General features: G+C 35.3%; 22 protein-coding genes. 5 read left to right on the top strand and 17 right to left on the bottom strand.

What is annotated here, in order from left to right; translation table 11 throughout:
- Window positions 1-296 precede the first annotated feature (296 nt).
- The 3 genes from BMY85_RS09665 to BMY85_RS09655 all read right to left on the bottom strand — a co-directional run bounded on the left by BMY85_RS09665 (window position 297) and on the right by BMY85_RS09655 (window position 3,485).
- Window positions 297-998, bottom strand: a complete 702-nt coding sequence (locus BMY85_RS09665) for a CvpA family protein (protein ID WP_092478069.1) — start codon at window positions 996-998, stop codon at window positions 297-299.
- Window positions 999-1,001: 3 nt separating this feature from the next.
- A complete protein-coding gene (locus tag BMY85_RS09660; RefSeq protein WP_092478068.1) occupies window positions 1,002-2,186 on the bottom strand; it encodes a DUF5711 family protein in 1,185 nt (394 codons plus the stop codon).
- Window positions 2,187-2,267: 81 nt separating this feature from the next.
- A complete protein-coding gene (locus tag BMY85_RS09655; RefSeq protein ID WP_177180731.1) occupies window positions 2,268-3,485 on the bottom strand; it encodes a LysM peptidoglycan-binding domain-containing protein in 1,218 nt (405 codons plus the stop codon).
- A gap of 335 nt (window positions 3,486-3,820) precedes the next feature.
- Between BMY85_RS09655 and yyaC the strand changes: the two genes are divergently transcribed.
- Window positions 3,821-4,381: a spore protease YyaC gene (gene yyaC / locus BMY85_RS09650; RefSeq protein ID WP_092478066.1), complete on the top strand. Its 561-nt coding sequence runs from the start codon at window positions 3,821-3,823 to the stop codon at window positions 4,379-4,381.
- Between the two features lie 38 nt (window positions 4,382-4,419).
- On the opposite strand, the gene recR is transcribed toward yyaC, so the two are convergent.
- The 5 genes from recR to BMY85_RS09625 form a co-directional block, all read right to left on the bottom strand.
- Window positions 4,420-5,016, bottom strand: coding sequence for a recombination mediator RecR (recR, locus tag BMY85_RS09645; RefSeq protein WP_092478065.1), 597 nt, complete (start codon window positions 5,014-5,016; stop codon window positions 4,420-4,422).
- Window positions 5,017-5,033: 17 nt separating this feature from the next.
- Complete coding sequence (locus BMY85_RS09640) at window positions 5,034-5,387, bottom strand: YbaB/EbfC family nucleoid-associated protein (RefSeq protein ID WP_092478064.1); 354 nt, start codon at window positions 5,385-5,387, stop codon at window positions 5,034-5,036.
- 23 nt (window positions 5,388-5,410) lie between these two features.
- Entirely contained in the window at window positions 5,411-6,979 is a 1,569-nt protein-coding gene (gene dnaX, locus BMY85_RS09635; RefSeq protein WP_092478063.1) for a DNA polymerase III subunit gamma/tau, read from the bottom strand.
- A gap of 106 nt (window positions 6,980-7,085) precedes the next feature.
- Window positions 7,086-8,159, bottom strand: a complete 1,074-nt coding sequence (locus tag BMY85_RS09630; protein ID WP_092478062.1) for a 6-phosphofructokinase — start codon at window positions 8,157-8,159, stop codon at window positions 7,086-7,088.
- 61 nt (window positions 8,160-8,220) lie between these two features.
- The gene (locus BMY85_RS09625; RefSeq protein WP_092478061.1) at window positions 8,221-9,288 is read right to left on the bottom strand and encodes a PTS transporter subunit IIC; all 1,068 of its coding nucleotides are present in this window, start codon (window positions 9,286-9,288) and stop codon (window positions 8,221-8,223) included.
- 326 nt (window positions 9,289-9,614) lie between these two features.
- Here BMY85_RS09625 and BMY85_RS09620 point away from each other — a divergent pair, with 326 nt between their 5' ends.
- Together BMY85_RS09620 and BMY85_RS09615 are read left to right on the top strand one after the other, a co-directional pair.
- Complete coding sequence (locus tag BMY85_RS09620; protein WP_092478060.1) at window positions 9,615-9,896, top strand: hypothetical protein; 282 nt, start codon at window positions 9,615-9,617, stop codon at window positions 9,894-9,896.
- Window positions 9,890-10,501 (top strand): M15 family metallopeptidase, encoded by a 612-nt coding sequence (locus tag BMY85_RS09615; protein WP_242939715.1) that lies wholly within the window; start codon window positions 9,890-9,892, stop codon window positions 10,499-10,501. The genes BMY85_RS09620 and BMY85_RS09615 overlap by 7 nt, the downstream gene beginning before the upstream one ends.
- Window positions 10,502-10,544: 43 nt before the next feature.
- Here the strand turns inward: BMY85_RS09615 and BMY85_RS09610 are convergent, their stop codons facing one another.
- The 3 genes from BMY85_RS09610 to BMY85_RS09600 all read right to left on the bottom strand — a co-directional run bounded on the left by BMY85_RS09610 (window position 10,545) and on the right by BMY85_RS09600 (window position 13,553).
- Window positions 10,545-11,894, bottom strand: a complete 1,350-nt coding sequence (locus BMY85_RS09610; RefSeq protein ID WP_092478059.1) for a glucose-6-phosphate isomerase — start codon at window positions 11,892-11,894, stop codon at window positions 10,545-10,547.
- A gap of 114 nt (window positions 11,895-12,008) precedes the next feature.
- The gene (locus BMY85_RS09605; protein ID WP_092478058.1) at window positions 12,009-12,710 is read right to left on the bottom strand and encodes a hypothetical protein; all 702 of its coding nucleotides are present in this window, start codon (window positions 12,708-12,710) and stop codon (window positions 12,009-12,011) included.
- A gap of 144 nt (window positions 12,711-12,854) precedes the next feature.
- Complete coding sequence (locus BMY85_RS09600; RefSeq protein ID WP_092478057.1) at window positions 12,855-13,553, bottom strand: 5'-methylthioadenosine/adenosylhomocysteine nucleosidase; 699 nt, start codon at window positions 13,551-13,553, stop codon at window positions 12,855-12,857.
- Window positions 13,554-13,704: 151 nt separating this feature from the next.
- Here BMY85_RS09600 and BMY85_RS09595 point away from each other — a divergent pair, with 151 nt between their 5' ends.
- Window positions 13,705-13,953 carry a TIGR03905 family TSCPD domain-containing protein gene (locus BMY85_RS09595; protein WP_092478056.1) on the top strand — a complete coding sequence of 83 codons (249 nt, stop codon included), beginning with the start codon at window positions 13,705-13,707 and terminating at the stop codon, window positions 13,951-13,953.
- A gap of 21 nt (window positions 13,954-13,974) precedes the next feature.
- The gene (locus BMY85_RS09590; RefSeq protein WP_092478055.1) at window positions 13,975-15,039 is read left to right on the top strand and encodes an undecaprenyldiphospho-muramoylpentapeptide beta-N-acetylglucosaminyltransferase; all 1,065 of its coding nucleotides are present in this window, start codon (window positions 13,975-13,977) and stop codon (window positions 15,037-15,039) included.
- Between the two features lie 52 nt (window positions 15,040-15,091).
- On the opposite strand, the gene BMY85_RS09585 is transcribed toward BMY85_RS09590, so the two are convergent.
- The 6 genes from BMY85_RS09585 to BMY85_RS09560 all read right to left on the bottom strand — a co-directional run bounded on the left by BMY85_RS09585 (window position 15,092) and on the right by BMY85_RS09560 (window position 20,019).
- Window positions 15,092-15,505, bottom strand: coding sequence for an HIT family protein (locus BMY85_RS09585; RefSeq protein WP_092478054.1), 414 nt, complete (start codon window positions 15,503-15,505; stop codon window positions 15,092-15,094).
- Between the two features lie 14 nt (window positions 15,506-15,519).
- Entirely contained in the window at window positions 15,520-16,524 is a 1,005-nt protein-coding gene (locus tag BMY85_RS09580; RefSeq protein ID WP_092478073.1) for an SCP2 sterol-binding domain-containing protein, read from the bottom strand.
- A gap of 20 nt (window positions 16,525-16,544) precedes the next feature.
- Window positions 16,545-17,549 (bottom strand): rhomboid family intramembrane serine protease, encoded by a 1,005-nt coding sequence (locus BMY85_RS09575; RefSeq protein WP_092478053.1) that lies wholly within the window; start codon window positions 17,547-17,549, stop codon window positions 16,545-16,547.
- Between the two features lie 72 nt (window positions 17,550-17,621).
- A complete protein-coding gene (locus BMY85_RS09570) occupies window positions 17,622-18,827 on the bottom strand; it encodes a DUF6382 domain-containing protein (protein WP_177180730.1) in 1,206 nt (401 codons plus the stop codon).
- Window position 18,828: 1 nt separating this feature from the next.
- Window positions 18,829-19,245: a hypothetical protein gene (locus BMY85_RS09565; protein WP_092478051.1), complete on the bottom strand. Its 417-nt coding sequence runs from the start codon at window positions 19,243-19,245 to the stop codon at window positions 18,829-18,831.
- A 216-nt stretch (window positions 19,246-19,461) separates the two neighbouring features.
- A complete protein-coding gene (locus tag BMY85_RS09560) occupies window positions 19,462-20,019 on the bottom strand; it encodes a TadE/TadG family type IV pilus assembly protein (RefSeq protein ID WP_092478050.1) in 558 nt (185 codons plus the stop codon).
- Between the last annotated feature and the right edge of the window lie 56 nt (window positions 20,020-20,075).

Raw genomic sequence — 20,075 nt, 5'->3', positions numbered from 1 at the left:
ATCCTTCCAGAACGAAAAGCTTGGCTTTTTGTTTCCAGAATTCATTTACTATACAGGTGCATCTTCTCAGATGCTGTTCGCATTCCAAAACCAAAGTCTTGGAACAGATTTATTCTCTGAATTTTCAAGGTTGTTTCACTATTTAATTATCAAAGTTCTCATAAATTCTCCTTGCTGTACGGCCTGTTTCTCTCGACATTACCGCGTCAGCAAGGAGAATTATATCACCATATATTTTTAATGTCAATAACTTTTTTAATTTTTTTTTATTTTCTTTCTTTTACTAAAATACTTTCCTAAAATAACGCCTTTGTAACGCTCATTACAGCTTTTAAAATCAGATTGTTATTATATAAATATAACAGCCATCTACTTTTGTTAATCTGATTCAACATTGAGTTTCCCAAAGCAGTACTGCATGTCGCCGTAATTAAAACGAAACCAACCCAGATTATTACTAAGCCCTCTAATACACCTATTCCTAATCCCCCAAGTTTATTAAGTGTATTCACTACTGGAAGCTTAGTAATGATATTTAAAGCATGAATTAATATTTTCAATATTGATAATACTATTAAAAATACCACAATATAAGTAATACTATTTATAATCCAATAGGCAATGTATACGCTTACATATTCATTTACACTTGCCGCTCCTAGTTCGTTATACTTCTTTTGATTGGCATTTTCCAGCAAGTCCTCTTTTAGCATTTTAGGAATACCTAAAGCTTCTATTTTTTCATTGTCGCTTAACTTTTCTCTCTTTTTGCTATTCTCCTCATGAAATAAAACATTCTGTACCTGCTCTGAAATAACGTCTACAACTTTTTCATTTTCCCTTAGCCTCGCACTAATCTGAGGAGTAACCGTTTGAGTGACCGTAATTGCCAAAAACATTGTAACAAGAGAACATATCGTTAAAACAAGTCCTTGTTTCATGCCCTTTAGACCAAATACGAGTAATATAAAAGCTACTACAATTTCAAGTGTCTGCATTCTTTAATCCTCCCTTATCTTAACCACATCAATAGAATTTTCATCTACTAAAATGTATCGGTTAAAACCTTTTGCTGGAAGAATAAATGTGACTGGTGACTTAAAAGTACAATTTAGTTTTTCTCTGCCATTTTTCCTAAGTATATGACATTCCTGCTCCGTAATAAAAACGATATCCTGCTCTATCATATACACAGTATTGTAAGAAAAATCAATGTATTCGCTCATTCGTGCTTTACCAGACAAATCATACAGCTCCACTTTCTGTCTTTCCTCACTGCCTTGTGGTTCAAAAACAAATCCGAAATTCTCTTCTGTTAAAAATACACTCTTTATTTTCCTTTTAAATGTTTTACTATCAATATCATGAACAATCTGCTTCATTTCATAAAGTTGATAGCCTTGCTCTGTAAAAGCACACACAGTATCATTTCCCATGAACTCAACCTTTGAAACTATTTCCTTTTCAAATGTCTTGGCTGATACAATGTTGTTAGAATAGTTCTTCCCTACTTCCCCCATGTTATAAAATGTCAGCTTGCTAACTGGCTTTCCGTTGGTTACATTTAAATATACCGTCACCAGCTTGGTTCCATCTTCTGATAAAGCAATATCTACAGGATAACCATCTTCTGAAACATTTGTATTGAACTCAACCAGCAGTTCTCCACTTACCGCATTGTAAATCTGAACAAAATCAGAACTGTCTCTATCCATTACTACTGCCAAGACTCCCTGATTAGAAATGGATACATGACTGATCGGGTACAATACTTTTATTTCCTTAGGAGAATCACTTCCATCAAACATACACGCTTCTGTTCCACCTTGATCAGCAATCACTACATACATTCCACATGAATCGTAGACAGGTGAAGCGAAATTATAACTTCCACTCCAATCCATATCAAGCTTCTCATTAAATCCCACTGCACCGTCACGGCTATATTTCATAAGTTTACTGCCATTGTATACAGTATAATTTGTTCCATTGCTATCTAAACGCTTTGTAGTATCAACTATTCTATATCCCTTATAGTCCTTTGTGTAATAAGACCAAACATTGAAGATAACCAGGAAAAGAACCACTGCTGCTGCAGTTCCTATTGCTAACCGAATTCTTCTCCTATGCCGTCTCTTGGCATTTTCTGCTCTTTGGTTTTCATTTCTTTCGCTTAAACTTTCCATTTTTGCACCGTCTTTTTCTGTACCCCTTCTGTATTTTTCTTCTATTATACATGATTCTGGAAAACATGAAAAGACAAGTTCCTAAGGTAATAGCAATTTCTGTCCCGCTTTTATATCATCTGAGTCCTCTAAGTTATTGATTTCTTTCAGTTTATTTGTATAAGATTTTGCATGATACAGTTTTACAGCAATAGAAGATAGAGTATCACCTTTCTTGACGGTATAGTATTTCTGCGTTGTGGATGCACTTTTAGCTGCTTTTTCCTTTTTTGTTTTCTTTGGCTTTGATTCTTGCTTCTTAGTGACTTGCTTTTTATTTTTTTCAGGGCTTTCCTTACTCACTTTCTTTTCTGTTAATGTATCGTCATTTTCACTATCTGTAACAACTGACAGCATCCCTGGTGCTGTTTCCACAGGGAGACTTCCTTGTTCTTCACTCCCCCCCCCACTCTGAACCGACTTACCTTCTGCACCTGATTTTACATTCTCAGATAATACATCTTGAGTTTTCGCTTTTTGATTTAGTTTCATATCATTTTGAGATAGAATGGATGCTGAGAATACCAGCACAACCACTGCCGCCATTGCCCCGATCCCGTAAACAAGAGCGGATCTTTTTTTCGTTAAGACTTCTTTTTTAGGTTGTTTTGCACTTTCTACAGCCTCCACCGTTTTAGGACGTCTTGGTATAGAATATGGCTTTGCGGTTTCATGTTCTTCCCTTAGGGTGATAATATAATTCTGCATCTCTGCATTTCTATCATAATATATGTAGTACCCATCCTGTTTCTTTAACTTATTTTCTTCAAAAACATAAAATACTTCTTCTCGTTCCAGACTGTCATATAGCAATAATGTTTTGTCCTGTCCAGCAAAATTGTCTACATGGACTTTCCGTACTCTCTCATCTACATTTAAAGGCAGCCCTGCCCTGATAATGCTCCATCCCACAATCTCTACATTGGTAAAATACTGTTTAATCGTTTCATAGATATTGGTCCAGATTTCATTTGTAAATACCAGATTATCTTCATATATGACACCTTTCAATTCAATTGCACCGCTAACGAAAATGCATTGACAATTATTTATTTTGACAAACTGGCCAAGAAGTACTACAAGTTCGCTTGAAGATTCTTTTCTCATTCCTAATTTTTTTATAAATGACATGACGTAATCTTCTACATATATTTTTTTTGCATCATTAACTTGTCCAACCTGTCTCACATTTTTAGGTATTTTTACCAGTACAGATGATGTACTACCATGAGTCTGACTACTATATACACTTTCAATCATTTTGATTCCCCCTGCCATAGTTCTTTGCCCCCTGTCAGGCATACTATTTCTATACATTATTGAAATCTTATCATATATAGAAGTAAATTTTTGTCAAATCCTTTTCTCCTATTTCAAAAACTTTTCCGTCTAGTTTCACAAATTCTTTGTTCTTGTTATGAAATTCTACTTGTAATAACTATATTTCTCTAATTAGGGACTTGACAATTTTAGTTTTTTGTATTTTTTTGCGTATTTTTTTTCTAAAAACATGTCTATATTCTTGAAATCCAGTAAATACTAGTACTAGAATTGTGATACATTGCACATAGCATATGCATTGGGAAAGGAATTATATGATTTTATCAAAGCAAAAAAAAGACATATATTATTTTAATTCAAAAGATATATCAAGCGTATATGATTTTTGTCATACGTTTACCGATTTAATAAAGAAAAAGGTAAAAAAACAGCAGGAAATTGTATTTCTATGCATTGGATCAGACCGGGCTACTGGTGATTGTCTTGGACCTATCATTGGATATAAGCTTTCCAAACTCTCTTATCCAAACTTATATGTGTATGGTACGTTAGAACATCCTGTACATGCAAAAAATCTCATTGAAACTATTGATGAAATTCGCCGTACCCATACAAATCCATTGTTAATTGCAATTGATGCATCCTTAGGTTCCAATAACCATGTTGGATTTATTACGTTAGGAGAAGGTTCCATTCAGCCAGGCATTGGTGTGGATAAGGAGTTACCTGCCGTTGGGGATATTTTTATTACAGGTATTGTGAATATTTCTGGCATTTTAAATCACATGCTCTTACAGACTACCCGCCTAGATGTAGTTATGAAACTTGCAGACTACATTTGCATTGGAGTCAAGTACGCTGTACAAAATGGCTAAAGCAAAAAAGTTCTAGGAATTTTTATCCTAGAACTTTTTTATAGCTCAACTCTTCCTTCTAAGGCTCGAAGCAGGGTAACTTCATCGATATATTCTAAATCTCCGCCAACTGGTACACCACTTGCAATTCTGCTGACTTTTATGCCTGTTGGTTTTATGAGTTTACTAATATACATCGCTGTTGTCTCTCCTTCTAAGCTGGAGTTTGTTGCAATAATAACTTCCTCCACATCCTCTTGAAGACGTTGCATCAATTCTTTTAGCTTAATATCTGCAGGCCCAATTCCTAACATCGGGGAAATAGCACCATGTAATACATGATATACGCCATTAAATTTTTGTGTTTTTTCATATGCTGCCAAATCTCTTGGATTTTCCACTACCATAATCAGTTTCTGGTCACGGTTTGGACTGCTGCATATCGGACACAGTTCTTTATCTGTCAATGTCATGCATTTACTGCAATAACGAACATTTTTCTTCGCTTCTACAATAGTGTTGCTGAGTTTCTGTACTTGATCTTCAGGCATATTGATGATGTGAAAGGCTAGTCTTTGTGCAGATTTCGCACCAATACCTGGCAGCCTTGATAATTCTTCAATAAGCTTGCTGATCTGGCTGCTATAGTAATCCATAGTTTCTCCTTCTTAAATTAGAATGGCAAACCACCTAAGCCACCGATTCCACCAGCAATTTCATTCATCATTTCGTTTGATTCTTCCTCAGCTTTTCTTAACGCTTCATTGGTTGCTGCTACAATTAAATCCTGAAGCATTTCAATATCATCTGGATCTACTACTTCTTCAGAAAGATTAATAGCCACCACTTCTTTTTTACCTGAAACACGAACGGAAACTGCACCGCCACCAGCTGTTGCTTCCCATTCTTTTTCTTCTAATTCTTTCTGCTTTTCTTCCATCTGCCTTTGCATTCTCTGGGCCTGTTTCATTAAATTATTCATGTTTCCTGGCAATCCGCCTCCTGGAAATCCACCTCTTTTTGCCATATCTACTTCCTCCTTATATAAGTTTAATCTTCATATTCTATTGGCATATTGACCTTTTGGGAAATGTCAATTATGTTTTTTTTGCTTTGATTCTCTTCCAATAACTTAGTCTGTACCTTTACCTCTTTTTGGATACAGTCTTTTATTGCCTGTTCAATCTCCTGTATATTAGACTCTTCTGAAAGCATTTTATAACTTACTGCTTTATCAAACACTAACACCAATGTGTCCCCTTGGGCAGTCGGCGTTGCATCGTTAATTCCAGCACGAACCGAGCCTCCTAGCATCCCCTTAATTATTTCCCACTGACGGGCTGCTTCCTTTAAGTCTTCTGGCAATGCCTTTGGCAATTCTACAGGTTGTGCCTCTGCCAGACTAACAGATTCCAAACTTGCCTGTGCTCTGGCCATTGGATTTTGGGCTGCACTAACAGTAACTCCATTAGCAATCTGCTGCTCCAGTTTTCCAAGCCTGTCTAAAATAGAATCATAATTCTGTTCCATCTGTGGTTTACACAATTTGATAATTGCTAGTTCTAACAGAACCCTCTTTTGAGTTGCATATTTTAACTGATTACTTAACTCTGAAAAAATGCGAATATAACGCATTAAAGTTTCCACAGACAAATTATCTGCATGATTTTTTAATGCTGCTGCCTGTTCACTGGATACATCCAGCATCTGTTCTGCATCTTCTGAGGTTTTTAACAGCAGTAAATTCCTAAGATACCAGGTAAAGTCAACTACAAACTGTCCTAATTCACGGCCTGTTATCACGATATCTTCCACCAGTTTCATTGCTGCTGGCACATCTTCTGCCAAAACAACACTTAATAAGTGATGAAATACCTCTATATCAACTGCACCAAGAACTTCTAGCACCTTATCAAATGTAAGGGTTTCACCAAAATAAAAGGCTATACACTGATCTAATAGACTCAGAGCATCTCGCAGAGATCCATCGGCTGCCTTTGCTACATACCGAATTGCTCTTTCTTCTACATCTACCTGCTCTTTCTCCATAAGTTCTATTAATCTATTGGCAATTACCTCTATAGTAATCCGCTTAAAATCATATCTCTGACAGCGAGATAATATCGTAATCGGTATCTTATGCACTTCCGTAGTTGCTAAAATAAAAATAACATAACTTGGCGGTTCCTCTAAAGTCTTTAATAAGGCATTGAACGCTCCCGTAGATAACATATGGACTTCATCTATAATATATACCTTGTATCTTCCTTCTGTCGGAGAATACTGCACCTCATCTATGATTTCACGTATATTATCTACACCATTATTGGATGCCGCATCAATTTCAATTACATTCATAGATGTGTGATGATTCATTTTCTGACACATTTCACACTCATTGCAAGGACTCCCATCTATAGGATGTTCACAATTAACAGCTTTTGCTAATATCTTCGCAATTGTTGTCTTTCCAGTCCCTCTCGTTCCACAGAATAAATAGGCATGGCCAATTCTTTCAGCCTTGATTTGATTCTTTAGTGTCTTAACTATATGATCTTGTCCTTTTACATCCTCAAATTCACTCGGACGAAATTTTCGATAAAGGGCTGTATAAGACATTTTGGCACTTCCTTTCTAACTATATCATTTTACCAACATGGCCTGTGGTTGTCAAACAGCAGTGAATATTCCAAAAGAAAAACACCTTATTCAGGTGTTCTCTTCTTTAGTCTCCAAAACATATGCCCAATGCTTTTGCTTCTTTTATGATCGAAGCTTCTGGATTTACCGTTTTTAACTTGCCTGCTACTTCTTCTAAAGGGACAGGAATAATTTCATTGTTCTGTAATGCTGCCATAAAGCCATACTGTTCTTTTAAAACAAGGTTTGCCGCTGCAACGCCTAGCCTTGTTGAAATAACTCTGTCATATGGACATGGTTCTCCACCTCTCTGTGTATGTCCAGGTACTGTAATACGTATTTCCTGACCTGTTTTTTCTTCAATTTCTTTTCCTACTTTATAAGAAATAGAAGGATACGGCATTTCTTTCAGTTTCTTCTTATACTGTTTCTTTGGCAATGCTGCATCTTCCTTAGAGATCGCTCCTTCTGCCACTGCTAATATGGAAAAGCGTTTTCCCTGCTCTATTCTGCTTTGAATTGCACTGACTACCTTATCAATATCATACGGAATCTCTGGCAAAAGAATAATGTCTGCCCCTGCTGCGATTCCTGCATGCAATGTCATCCATCCAGCTTTATGGCCCATCACTTCCACAATAAAAACCCTTCCATGAGACGCTGCAGTTGTATGAATGCAGTCAATTGCGTTCGTAGCGATATCCACTGCACTTTGAAATCCAAATGTCATATCGGTTCCCCAGATATCATTGTCGATAGTTTTTGGACAGGTTACTACATTTAATCCTTCTTCTCTTAACAGGTTAGCAGTTTTATGTGTTCCATTACCGCCCATGATAACAAGACAGTCCAGTTTCATTTTTTTATAATTTGCTTTCATTGCCTTCACTTTATCCAGCCCACTGTCATCAATTACTTTCATCAGTTTAAAAGGCTGTCTGGATGTCCCAATTATAGTTCCTCCCTGTGTAAGAATGCCTGAAAAATCAGAAGGCTTCATCTTCTTATAGTTCCCATAAATCAAGCCTTTGTAACCATCTAAAATCCCATAAATCTCTACGTTATCCATGCTCTGATAAAGGGTTTTTGCAACACCACGCATAGTAGCATTTAAGCTTTGACAGTCACCGCCACTTGTTAATAAAGCGATTCTTTTCATATACTCCTCCTCATTCCATACGATTGTAATAGTTATGTGCAGTTTCGTTCTGTGCTATTCATTAAATATCTAACTTCATATCTCCGTCTTTAATCCACTTTTTCTTTCTCATAAATTCTGCTATTGCAAGACTTATAATTCCTGGAAGAACAAAGTGCAACAGGGCAATCAGTATAAGTGTAACTGCTGTTCCTCTTTCTGGTGCCATTGTCTGATATGTCATAAGCGGTCCTACCAGACCTGCTGTTCCCATTCCAGAACCTTGTGCATTATTGGTCATATAAATCATACTGCATGTTGCTACAGGGCCTAATATAGCACTTGATAAAATTGACGGAATCCATATTAGTGGATTTTTAATAATATTCGGAACCTGCAGCATACTTGTTCCTAAACCTTGTGCAAGCAGTCCACCAAACTTATTCTCTCGAAAGCTTGTCACTGCAAAGCCTACCATATTAGCACAGCATCCAACCGTTGCTGCCCCTGCTGCAATACCAGATAGTCCAAGCACCATTCCAATAGCTGCAGAACTAATTGGAAGTGTTAAAGCCATTCCCATCAAAACAGAAACTACAATGCCGATTAAAAATGGATTCTGCTCTGCTCCCCAGTTTATCATCTGTCCGACTTGTGCCATGAATCTGCTGATAGACGGTCCAATAAACAGACCAGCTACAGAACCTGTTATTACAGATACTAAAGGTGTTATCACAATATCTATCTGGGTTTTTCCTGAAAAAATGCGTCCAATTTCTATTCCTGCATAAGCTGCAATAAAAGCTCCTAAAGGTTCTCCTGGTCCTTTTAGGACAATTGTTTCTTTCAGTATAGCAGTTCCTGCCAGAATCTGACTTGCAAATGCTCCTACCATACCACATGTAGCTGCTGACAAAGTAACCAGTGCCGACTCTTTTAACTTTACTGCAACTCCAACTCCAATGCCTGCTCCCGTTACAGATGCAGCAATTCTTCCTATGTAGCTAATCCACTGTCCAAAATGCCCTCCTATTAATGTTCCTATCTGCTGTATTATAGTTCCCACAATTAATGTAGCAAACAAACCTAGTGCCATGCCACTTAGACCGTCAATAAAAATCCTGTTTCCATATTTTTTTAGAATATTCATAATGTTGTCCTTTCTTATAAGTTAATTTCTAATATCTCTAGCTTTTTTCAAAATAGCATACTTCTAACTTTCTAGCAAGTAATTTTTCTTTCTTAATTTCTGGCCGGTCTGCTCTAGTATGTCCACAAAATCAGCCTCAGCTATAAGCATGCTTTTATTTTGCAAGCTTACTTAAAGGAACAATTTCCTTGTTGTTATTTTTCTAAAACCATCATACCATATATTGTATAAAAAGCACAAGGATATGGTATGCTTTGTGTTGAGATTCAAAAAATGGTTTGTTATAATATTTTATAATTGAAAGAACTGAAAGGAGTTTACACCTTATGTTCCGTTTATGGGCTAAAATTTTTAAAGACAACCGGCTGCTTAAAGATATTACTATTGAAAATAACGACAGAACTCTGAATCGTACACGAAAAATCTATAAAGCCATTGATGAAGTATGCTATGAGTTTGACTTATCAAAACCTATCTGGCTAGATACTAATATTAAGGAATTCCAGAGGCATGATAAAACTCGTTTTCAGCAGGACAACTTTATCGATTCTATTGAATTTGACTTTTTGGAAATTCAGGTAATTGAGGAGGATGACTTTTATTGTTAAATCAATCAGATTTTAAGTTTCATAGCTGTATCCAAGGGATTGATGCCAATTTATATAAACGCATCCATTCCAAGTCATACAAAGAAAACTGTACAATGCCATTAAAAAACTTACGATACATCACACTCTCTCATTATGGGTTTGATCATTGTGTGCATACAGGGGAACTTATTGTCCATGCTGCAATTGCCCAAAAGATTATATGCATTTTCCAAGAACTGTTTGATGCAGAATATCCTATTGAAAAAATGATTTTAGTGGATGATTATGATGCAGATGACATCCGTTCCATGTCTGATAATAATTCTTCTGCTTTTAATTTCCGTTTTATTGAAGGAACAACAAAGCTATCTAATCACAGCAAAGGATTGGCAATTGATATAAATCCCCTTTACAACCCTTATGTACGAACTGTTAATGGTGTTGTCTCCATACTTCCTGAAAACGGTTCTGCTTATGCGAATCGTTCATACCCTTGTCCTTACTACATTCATAAAAATGATATCTGCTACCAGATTTTTTTAAAGTATGGTTTTACATGGGGTGGAGACTGGACCATATCAAAAGATTACCAGCATTTTGAGATAGAACCTTCATCACAATAGCTAAAAAACGGGCAGATAAAACCGCCCGTTTTTTCTATAATTATTATAATCTCTTTAATAATTCTTCTCTTTCTTTCTCAAATCCCGGTTTACCAAGTAAAGCAAACATATTTCTCTTATAGCTTTCAACACCTGGCTGGTTAAATGGATTAATACCAAGTATATAACCATCTACTCCACAAGAGAATTCGAAGAAATAAAATAACTGTCCAAGATAATATTCTGTTTGTTCTGGTAACTTAATTACTAAGTTTGGAACATCTCCATCTGTATGAGCAAGAAGAACCCCCTTCATTGCACTCTTATTAATAAAGTCAACAGATTTTCCTGCTAAATAGTTAAGACCGTCTAAATCTACTGCTTCTTTCTCAAGAATTACTTCACATGTTGATTTTTCAAGTTCAATAACTGTTTCAAACATGCTTCTTCTGCCTTCCTGGATATACTGTCCCATTGAGTGAAGATCTGTAGTAAAATCACATGCTGCTGGGAAAAGTCCCTTATTATCCTTTCCTTCACTTTCACCATAAAGCTGTTTCCACCATTCACCTACATAATGCAGAGCTGGTTCATAGTTTGCAAGAATTTCAATAGATTTTCCTTTTGCATATAAGCAGTTACGGATTGCTGCATAAAGCATTGCATCATTTTCAGCAAATGGTGTATTCAAGCAGTATTCTCTCATGCTTGCTGCACCTTCCATTAATTTGCTGATATCTGCACCACTTACTGCAATCGGAAGCAAACCTACAGCTGTTAATACTGAAAAACGCCCACCAACATCATCTGGTACTACAAATGTTTCATATCCTTCTTCTGTTGCAAGATTCTTTAACGCACCCTTTGCCTTGTCAGTTGTTGCATAAATTCTTTTTGCAGCCTCTTCTTTACCATATTTCTCAATTAATAACTTCTTGAATACTCGAAATGCAATAGCTGGTTCTGTTGTAGTTCCGGACTTACTAATTACATTAACGGAAAAATCACGATCACCAATTGTCTCAATTAACTGTGCAAGATAAGTGCTGCTGATGCTGTTACCTGCATAATAGATTTCAGGTGTTTTACGAATGCTCTTGTCTACAGAGTTGTAGAAACTATGTCTTAAAAATTCGATTGCAGCACGTGCTCCCAAGTAAGAACCGCCAATACCGATTACTACTAATACATCTGAGTCATTTTTAATCTTTTCTGCTGCTGCCTGAATTCTTGAAAATTCTTCTTTATCGTAGTTTACAGGCAAATCAATCCAGCCAAGAAAGTCACTTCCTGCACCAGTCTTAGTTAATAAAGTATCTTTCGCATTGTTAGCAATGCTTTCCATCATCTTCATTTCATCATCTGAAACAAATTGCTTTGCCAATGAATAGTCTAATGAAACCTGTTTTGCCATTTCTTTTGCACTCCTTTTTATATGGTTCGTTATCATCCACTATTGTATCAAAAGGCTTTTCAATTGACAATATAAATTTCCCTACATAATGTAGGGAAATGACAGAACCATTAATCAAATTATGTATTCGTCCAAAATATCCTTAATAATTTTTTCCTCTTGATTGTCTATTTCGCACAGTTTTTCTTTACCTTTTTGTGACATTGTATTTGTTAGCTCTTTTTGAGACTTTTTTGCATTCATCAAATTGACTAAATTTTCTCCTTGATGAGCAACCACTCTGGAACGATTGTATTCTAGTTTGCTCATAAGAAAATTCTCAAGGTAATCTTTTATATTTGTTCGGATTACATGTTTTTTTACTGGAAGGTTTATACAATGCTCTAGTAGTATCAACACAGCACTGGAAACAACTCCTGTAAGTAATGTTAGTAGAATTGCACTTTTTCCACATTCATATAATAATCCTGCAATCGCTGAAACAGCACCAGTTAACATACATATCAAGAGGACTTGTCCACCAATATTTTCCCATGTGTATAAATAAATTCCACAAAACTTTTGTGTATAAACATACTTATCCACAAAGATATCCACATTATTAACACCCAAGTTCATAGAGTAGTTTGTTTCAAACTTGCTTCTTAAGGATTTAATCATTTTATGCTCTGTCGTCCCCATATGTAATGTAGCTTTTATTAGACTTCTATACAGACAGGATATGATAAACTTTAAAAGGATTCCTACACCACCTAACCCCAACATAATATAAACCAGCACGTTGCTATCAAAAATTTCCTTGACTAACTTGTCCATTAGAAACCCCTCTCTTTCCAATAATTTACATATAATATAGCATATTTTTTCCATATTGAAAAGAGAGTATTCCTTCCTTTTGTACCAAAAATTTCTACCGTATCATTGCTAACCTGACTGGTTTTGATTTAAACTTTCATAAAACTACAGTTCTTTTACAATGCCTATAACTAAATTAACTGTATGCTCAATCGCTTTTCGTTCGAATTCAGAATAATCCATCTCTGCACTATTATCTGCTTTATCAGAAATTGCACGTATTACCAGATAAGGAATCTGATTCAGATATGCCGCCTGAGCAATTGCCGCTCCTTCCATTTCTGTACAATAACCTTGGAACTGATTTACTAGGAACTTTTTCTTTTCTGCACTTGAAATAAATTGATCTCCACTTACAACTCGTCCAACAAAAGTACAGATATCTTGATTTACTTCTTCATTTATTTTTTTTGCTAATTGAAGCAGTTTTTCATCTGATTCAAAAATAGAAACCTCCATTCTTGGAATCATGCCTGGAGCATACCCAAAACCAGTTGCATCCATATCATGATTTAAAGCATCTTTTGAAAGTACAATATCACCAATATTAATTTCATTTCTTAATGAGCCTGCAACTCCTGTATTAATAACCACGTCCACCCCGAACTGGCTAATAAGGATCTGTGTACATACAGCTGCATTTACTTTGCCGATTCCACTTCGAACAATAACAACTTCTTTTCCTTCTAACTTTCCAGTGTGGAATTCCATTTGTGCTACTGTTTCAACTTTCTTTGCTTCTAGCTTGTCCTTTAAAATGCTGACTTCTTCATCCATCGCACCAATAATTCCTAACTTACTCATATGATTCTCCTTTATTTTTCTTTTTTCTTTAGTATAAAATAAATTTGCAAAAACTTAAAGGCTAGTATAGAATTATTTATGACAAAAGTACAAGTACATTTGTATTAAATCAGTATACTACTTAATAATAATAGGAAAAGAGGTTTTTCAAATGATCTACAGAACACAAGGCGTTTGTGCTAACTCCATTGAGTTTGAAGTAAATGATGACAATACCATTAAGTATGCAAAATTTAATGGTGGATGTTCAGGAAATACTCAAGGAATCAGCCAGTTAGTCGCAGGCATGAATGTGGATGATGTTATCTCCAAGCTCGAGTCCATTAACTGTGGATTTAAAAATACATCATGTCCCGCTCAGTTAGCAAAAGCACTTAAAACTTATAAATCTCAGCAATAAAAGCAGAAGGGAATGCAATATATGAAACGCATTATTTTAACAGGTGGTGGCACAGCAGGCCATGTTACACCTAACATTGCTCTCCTACCAGAATTAAAAGAACATAATTATGATATACATTACATTGGTTCCTATGAAGGAATTGAAAAGAAACTAATTGAGGAATTTCATATTCCTTACCACGGAATTTCATCTGGTAAATTAAGAAGATACTTTGATCCAAAAAACTTTAGCGACCCTTTCAAAGTTATTAAGGGATACCGACAGGCAGTGAAATTAATGAAAAAGCTAAAGCCTGATGTTGTTTTTTCAAAAGGCGGTTTTGTTACAGTTCCTGTTGTCTTAGCAGCCAGACGCTGTAAGGTTCCTACAATCATTCACGAATCTGATATGACTCCTGGGCTGGCCAATCGAATCTGCATCCCTAGCGCAGCGAAAGTCTGTGCTAACTTTCCAGAAACAGTGAATGCTCTTCCTCAAGGAAAAACAGTCCTTACAGGAACACCTATTCGGCAGGAACTTTTTACAGGTAATAAAGCCGCTGGACTAAAATTCTGTGGATTTAATCATGACAAACCTGTTATTCTTGTAATCGGAGGCAGCCTTGGTTCTGTTGTTGTAAATGATGCTGTACGTAGCATTCTGCCTGAACTATTAAAGAATTACCAAGTTATCCACCTTTGCGGCAAAGACAAAGTAGATGAATCCCTGAAAGGAACTCCTGGATATGTTCAATTTGAATATATTAAGAAGGAACTTTGTGATTTAATGGATGCAGCTGATATCGTTATTTCCAGAGCTGGTGCCAATGCTATCTGTGAAATTCTAGCTTTAAGAAAACCAAATATTTTAATTCCGCTTTCTGCTGCCGCTAGCCGTGGTGATCAGATCCTGAATGCTAGTTCTTTCGAAAAGCAGGGCTTTAGTTATGTTATAAAAGAAGAAGATTTAAATGGCAGCCTGTTAAATAAGGCTGTTGAAACTGTTTATCAGAAACGAGATACTTATATTGATGCCATGACGAAGAGTAAATTAAATAACTCAATTGAAACTATAATAAATTTAATTGAATCTATATCAAAGTAAATTTGCTTCATCCCAAAAAAGGCTTTTGCAATGACCTGCAAAAGCCCTTTTTTTATAAATATTTTTTTGCCTCTGTAACAATTTCCTCAAGAACTTCCAATGAAGCTTGTCCCTGTTTCCAGGTTAATCCCATGTTATCATCTTTAAATCTTGGAATTACATGAATATGAAGGTGGAACACTGTCTGTCCTGCTGCTTCACCATTATTCTGAAGTATATTGATGCCATCGCAACCAAGAACTTTCTTAAGCACTGTTGCTATCTTCTTTGCAAGTACAAATGCTTTTGCTGTTATTTCCTGTGGCAATTCAAAAATATTAGCCGCATGATATCTTGGCAGAATAATCACATGTCCCTTAGATGCTGGAAAAATGTCAAATATTACTTTAAACTCTTCATCCTCATATAATGTTGTAGAAGGAATGTCCCCTTCAATAATTTTACAGAAAATACAATTTTCACTCATTTATAAATCCTCCTTTATTGGTCTCCAAATTGAAAAATCGTATCAAACATTCTCAATGTCTTAAAGTTTCCCTTTGCTGTAAGTTCTCCCGACATAAATGCTTTTTGGAATGTTATGCTGCCCTCTATAATCTTACCAAACAGCTCACTAGTCAGCTTAGCAAAGACCTCTGCATCTTCCTTTTCACCATAATAACATTTTAATTGTTCTCCTGCAATTTCTATTACAAGAATCTTATTCTTATCTATAAGCTGTATTGCATAACTGGCCTCAAAGTCTTTCATAGGTTGAAAACTTATTCTAAGTTTGCTTATATACACATCTTCATTAATAACCTGTTCTCCCGTTCCTCCCATCATCTGCTTGAACATCTGGGTCAGTTCTTCTATATCTTGTTTCTGCTGTTTTACATATGTATCATCTGACACATATTTTGATAGCTGTTCACTCTCTTGAGGAGTTAAATCTATATTGGTATTTTTAAGAACACTATTTTTAACTTCACTCATACTGCTCGGAAACAGTTTTCTTTTCTGGTTAACAGCCCGATAGAACATCTCCGCCTTATTTTCAATTGCAGAAGCATAATCTGGATCTGTCTCGAATTCAACATTATCTTCCACGTATGCGCACATGCCCTCTAACGCTATACCTCCCAGCATCTCCCATGACTTTATTAAAGTATGCTGTGCTTCTCTTTCACCATAAGTAGTTGCCATAACAAGCGGAAACATGTATGTCTTTTTTATTTTTTCTTTATCTCCATAAAGCCAGCATGCATCAAGAAACTGCTGCATATATCCACCAATTCCAAACCATTCAACTGGCGTTGCTAATATAACACCATCCGCTTCCTTTAGTGTATTGGGCAGGACACTGATATTCATCTTGTCTTCATACAAGTTATATCTGTTTACTTCGACTCGAAGCTCTTCTAGTACATCTGTCAATTTATTCATAACATAAATTGTAGTATCCTCAATTAAACCCCTTCCTCCATAATAGATATTTATTTTCATCATATTAGTTATCCACCTTTCTATATCCTGATAGGATTCTTCTTTCTTTTTCGGCATGCTATAAAAAGCACACCAATTAGAATTCCTGACAGAAAACCTCCAATATGAGCCATGTTATCCACATCTGGTGCTTCAACCCCATTCCATATGCTTAATCCTATAAAAATAACATATCTAGGACCTTCTATACTTCGGATCATTCCCTTTGACAGGAAAATAAAACATGTTATAGCACCAACAACACCAAAAATCGCCCCTGATGCACCTATACTAAGTACAAACTTCTCATAAAACATATTATACCCCATAGAAACTGCTCCCGCAAGAATTCCAGAAACAAAATAAAGAAACGCAAATTTTGCATGTCCTATACATTCTTCCACAAAACTTCCTATAAAGTATAAAAGAAGCATATTGTTAAATAGATGGGTGAAGCCAGAATGAAGAAACATTGACATGAAAAGCCTGTAATACTCCTTCTGATTTACAGCCAATGGCCAATAAAGTCCTCCTGTCTCTATTATTTCTTGTCTTTGTGTATTTTTACATATTATATACATGAACACATAAACTATTATATTCACAGCAATAATCCCATAGGTAACAAATGAATTTCTTTTCTTTCGATATATATTGCCTGCAAGCACATCTTCTAATATAAATCTAATCTTCTCAAATGTACCTTTCTGATTCTCATAGATTATCAGTTTCCGTTCTTCTCTTGATACTATCCAGTGTATGTCTTCATTGTGTTCACATAAACACTTAATCTTCTGAGTCTCACTAGATATATAAATAAATAAAAACTCACTTTTCGTATTCCCTTGTAATTCACTCTTTAGCTGTTCTAGAGAATATTGAATGAATCCTATATCCTCTGGAAGACTGTCTGGAAGGTTTACTAGAATTATAAACTCATTCTGTTCTTGTGCTTCTCTTGTGTAGACAAAGCATCCTTGTTGTGACGATTGTACTTTTAAAAAACCTTGTTCACACAACTGTACATGTAATTCATCCAAAAACATCCTTGCGCCTCCTACTAAAAACTATTACCTTCATTCTAGCTTCTTTGCAAAAGCAACGCAATGATATCTTTCTTACATTTTTGTAAACTGATACGTTACATCTGCTAATGTAACCTTATTTCCTTCCACCAGCAAACACCCCTTTTCCTCCGACAATAACTCTCCATTTATAAAAGTTCCATTAGTAGATTTTAAATCCCTTATATAAATTCCACCCTTTATAGCTTCTAAAATGGCATGTTGTTTGCTTATTCCAGGTTCTTTTATTACCTTATCTGCCTTTTGTTTATCTGCCCCTAAGATACACGGAAATTTATCTACCGTAATATCTTCTCCTCTTCCTTGTGCCCTTAGCTTACATACTTCTTGATTAATGGATATAACCATAGTACCTTCTAAATCCTCATACTCCATAAACATAGTTTCTTGTTTTATTGCTAGCCTTCTTTTATTAAAATAGACAAGGGACATATTAAAAACAGCAAGACACAAACCACTAATTAATACATGTTTTATATTTACTCCCGATGAATACTGATAAAATAGAAAACGTGTCTTTATAAGTATTAATACTATCAAAATGTTTAATATGATTATACTATAATTTATAACTTCATCTTTTATCTTTATTGAGGAATCTTCTTTATTCCCTCTCTTACTTAAATCGTTATAACAAATTACTGGTTCTTGCCTATCTTCTATTGGTTCTATAACTCTTTTATGCTCACATTCAATCTCTTTACACCCTGAAACAATTTCCTTAATAACATTAAAGTTACACGTTTCTTCTCGCAGTCTCTTGTATATACGATAGGTCAATGTAACTGCTTTTTCTTCATTATAATCTATTTTTTCCATGAAAAATTCAGCAAGTCCAGTCAATTGCTCCCGCAGATCTTTTCGATAGTATTCATAAAAACATAACCATAACGTTTTATCCTCAACAGAAATATATATATATTCTGGTTCCAAAATAAAGTGATCCTGTTCTAACAGAAAAACACCAGCACTTTCCATAATTTTAATTATCTCAATAAACACAAACGAAACTTCCTTATCCGTACCTCTAGTTCTTTTCATATACTCCACTAAACTTATTTTATCTGTTATATCATAATAATACTGAAACCTGTCATCCACTTGTCTTTGTTCCATTTGCAAGATTCCTGTAAGTGAATTCTTAAGCACCATCTTTTGCTGATACCCCGCCTTAATGGAATCTTCTGTCTCAATTATCAGGTAGCTCCTATTCATGTCACTTATAATTCTTAATTCCACTTTAACCACCCCTGTTTTCTGTAACGTCATACATCCGTATCATATCACTTGCTTTCCTTTCACAGCTTCGGATTACTGCATTATAATGAGTAAAGGAATTCTCAATATATTTTTCTGTAAAAGGATATGTAACCGAAATATAATATCCTAATTTATATTCTAAAACCATAATATCTAAATCAAATGCTTTTTCCCACTCGCCTTTTCCTAACTGTCCTTGATAACATTCCTTTTTCTCCTCATACTTAATATTATTGCGTGCGTCACATTCTAAACATACTCGTTCAAAGCAATAAATCATCATAAAAAGTATCGAAATGATGATTCCTAGAATGATTACCATAACAAAGGAAGCTTCCACTGTAAAACTTCCTCTGTCATTAAGAAGCATTTTTCTTATTTTTCCTTTGAACCACATCTATAACACATCCTCATTTTTACTTCTACATCCTTTAATGGTACTCTTTGAATCGTCCTCTTTAATCCACTGCACTCTATATTTCTATGAAATTTTTCTCCATCTTTACATATATAAACCTCTGATACCCCATTCATATTTTTACAGCACTTTTCACAACTCTTATAGATTCCTCCAGATTCATTTCTTTTTAACTGTAAATCCTCTATTCTGCATCTAGTAATGTGCAGTTTTAATGAACTTCTTGTGATATACTGTTCCTGTCTCCGTAATATATACATATTCATCTTTGGCATTCTCTCCGGTTTTCTTTTCATATGCTCCTAATAAACTCCTTTTTCCTATAAATGCATTTGTCTTCACTCTTTGAATAAAACATATCTCATCTAATCGAAATATTGAAAATGGCATTTTAATTTTATAAGTGGCAACAAGCTCTATAATTCCCTGCTCCTTATTGTAACTGCTTTCTTGGTAATTGACACTTCCAGAAATTAAAGAGTCCAGGCTCTTTGACTGTTGAAAGAATTTCTGGATTTCCCTTTTCAGGACAATACTACTTGTTCCTTCTTCACTTAAACCCTTATTATTTAACGATGTTTCCATATATGCCATTTGTGATACCTCTTTACCTGCTTCTGTCAATGCATCTTGCAATATAATCTGAATAAAAAGAGACTTAAATATTAACAGAAATACCGTAATAGCTAAAACAAATACAGGAACAGCCAAACTTGCTTCTACTGTAAAAGACCCCTTGTTGTCTTTTCTCATTTTTCTCCTTCTGGGGTAAATCAGGACACCCTTTCACTATATGCAGAAAAGGGGGA

The sequence above is a fragment of the [Clostridium] polysaccharolyticum genome, from assembly GCF_900111595.1.
Taxonomy (GTDB): Bacteria; Bacillota; Clostridia; order Lachnospirales; family Lachnospiraceae; genus Clostridium_AI; species Clostridium_AI polysaccharolyticum.
Note: the sequence above shows the minus strand (reverse complement) of the source record. Positions and strands in the feature narration are given on the sequence as shown.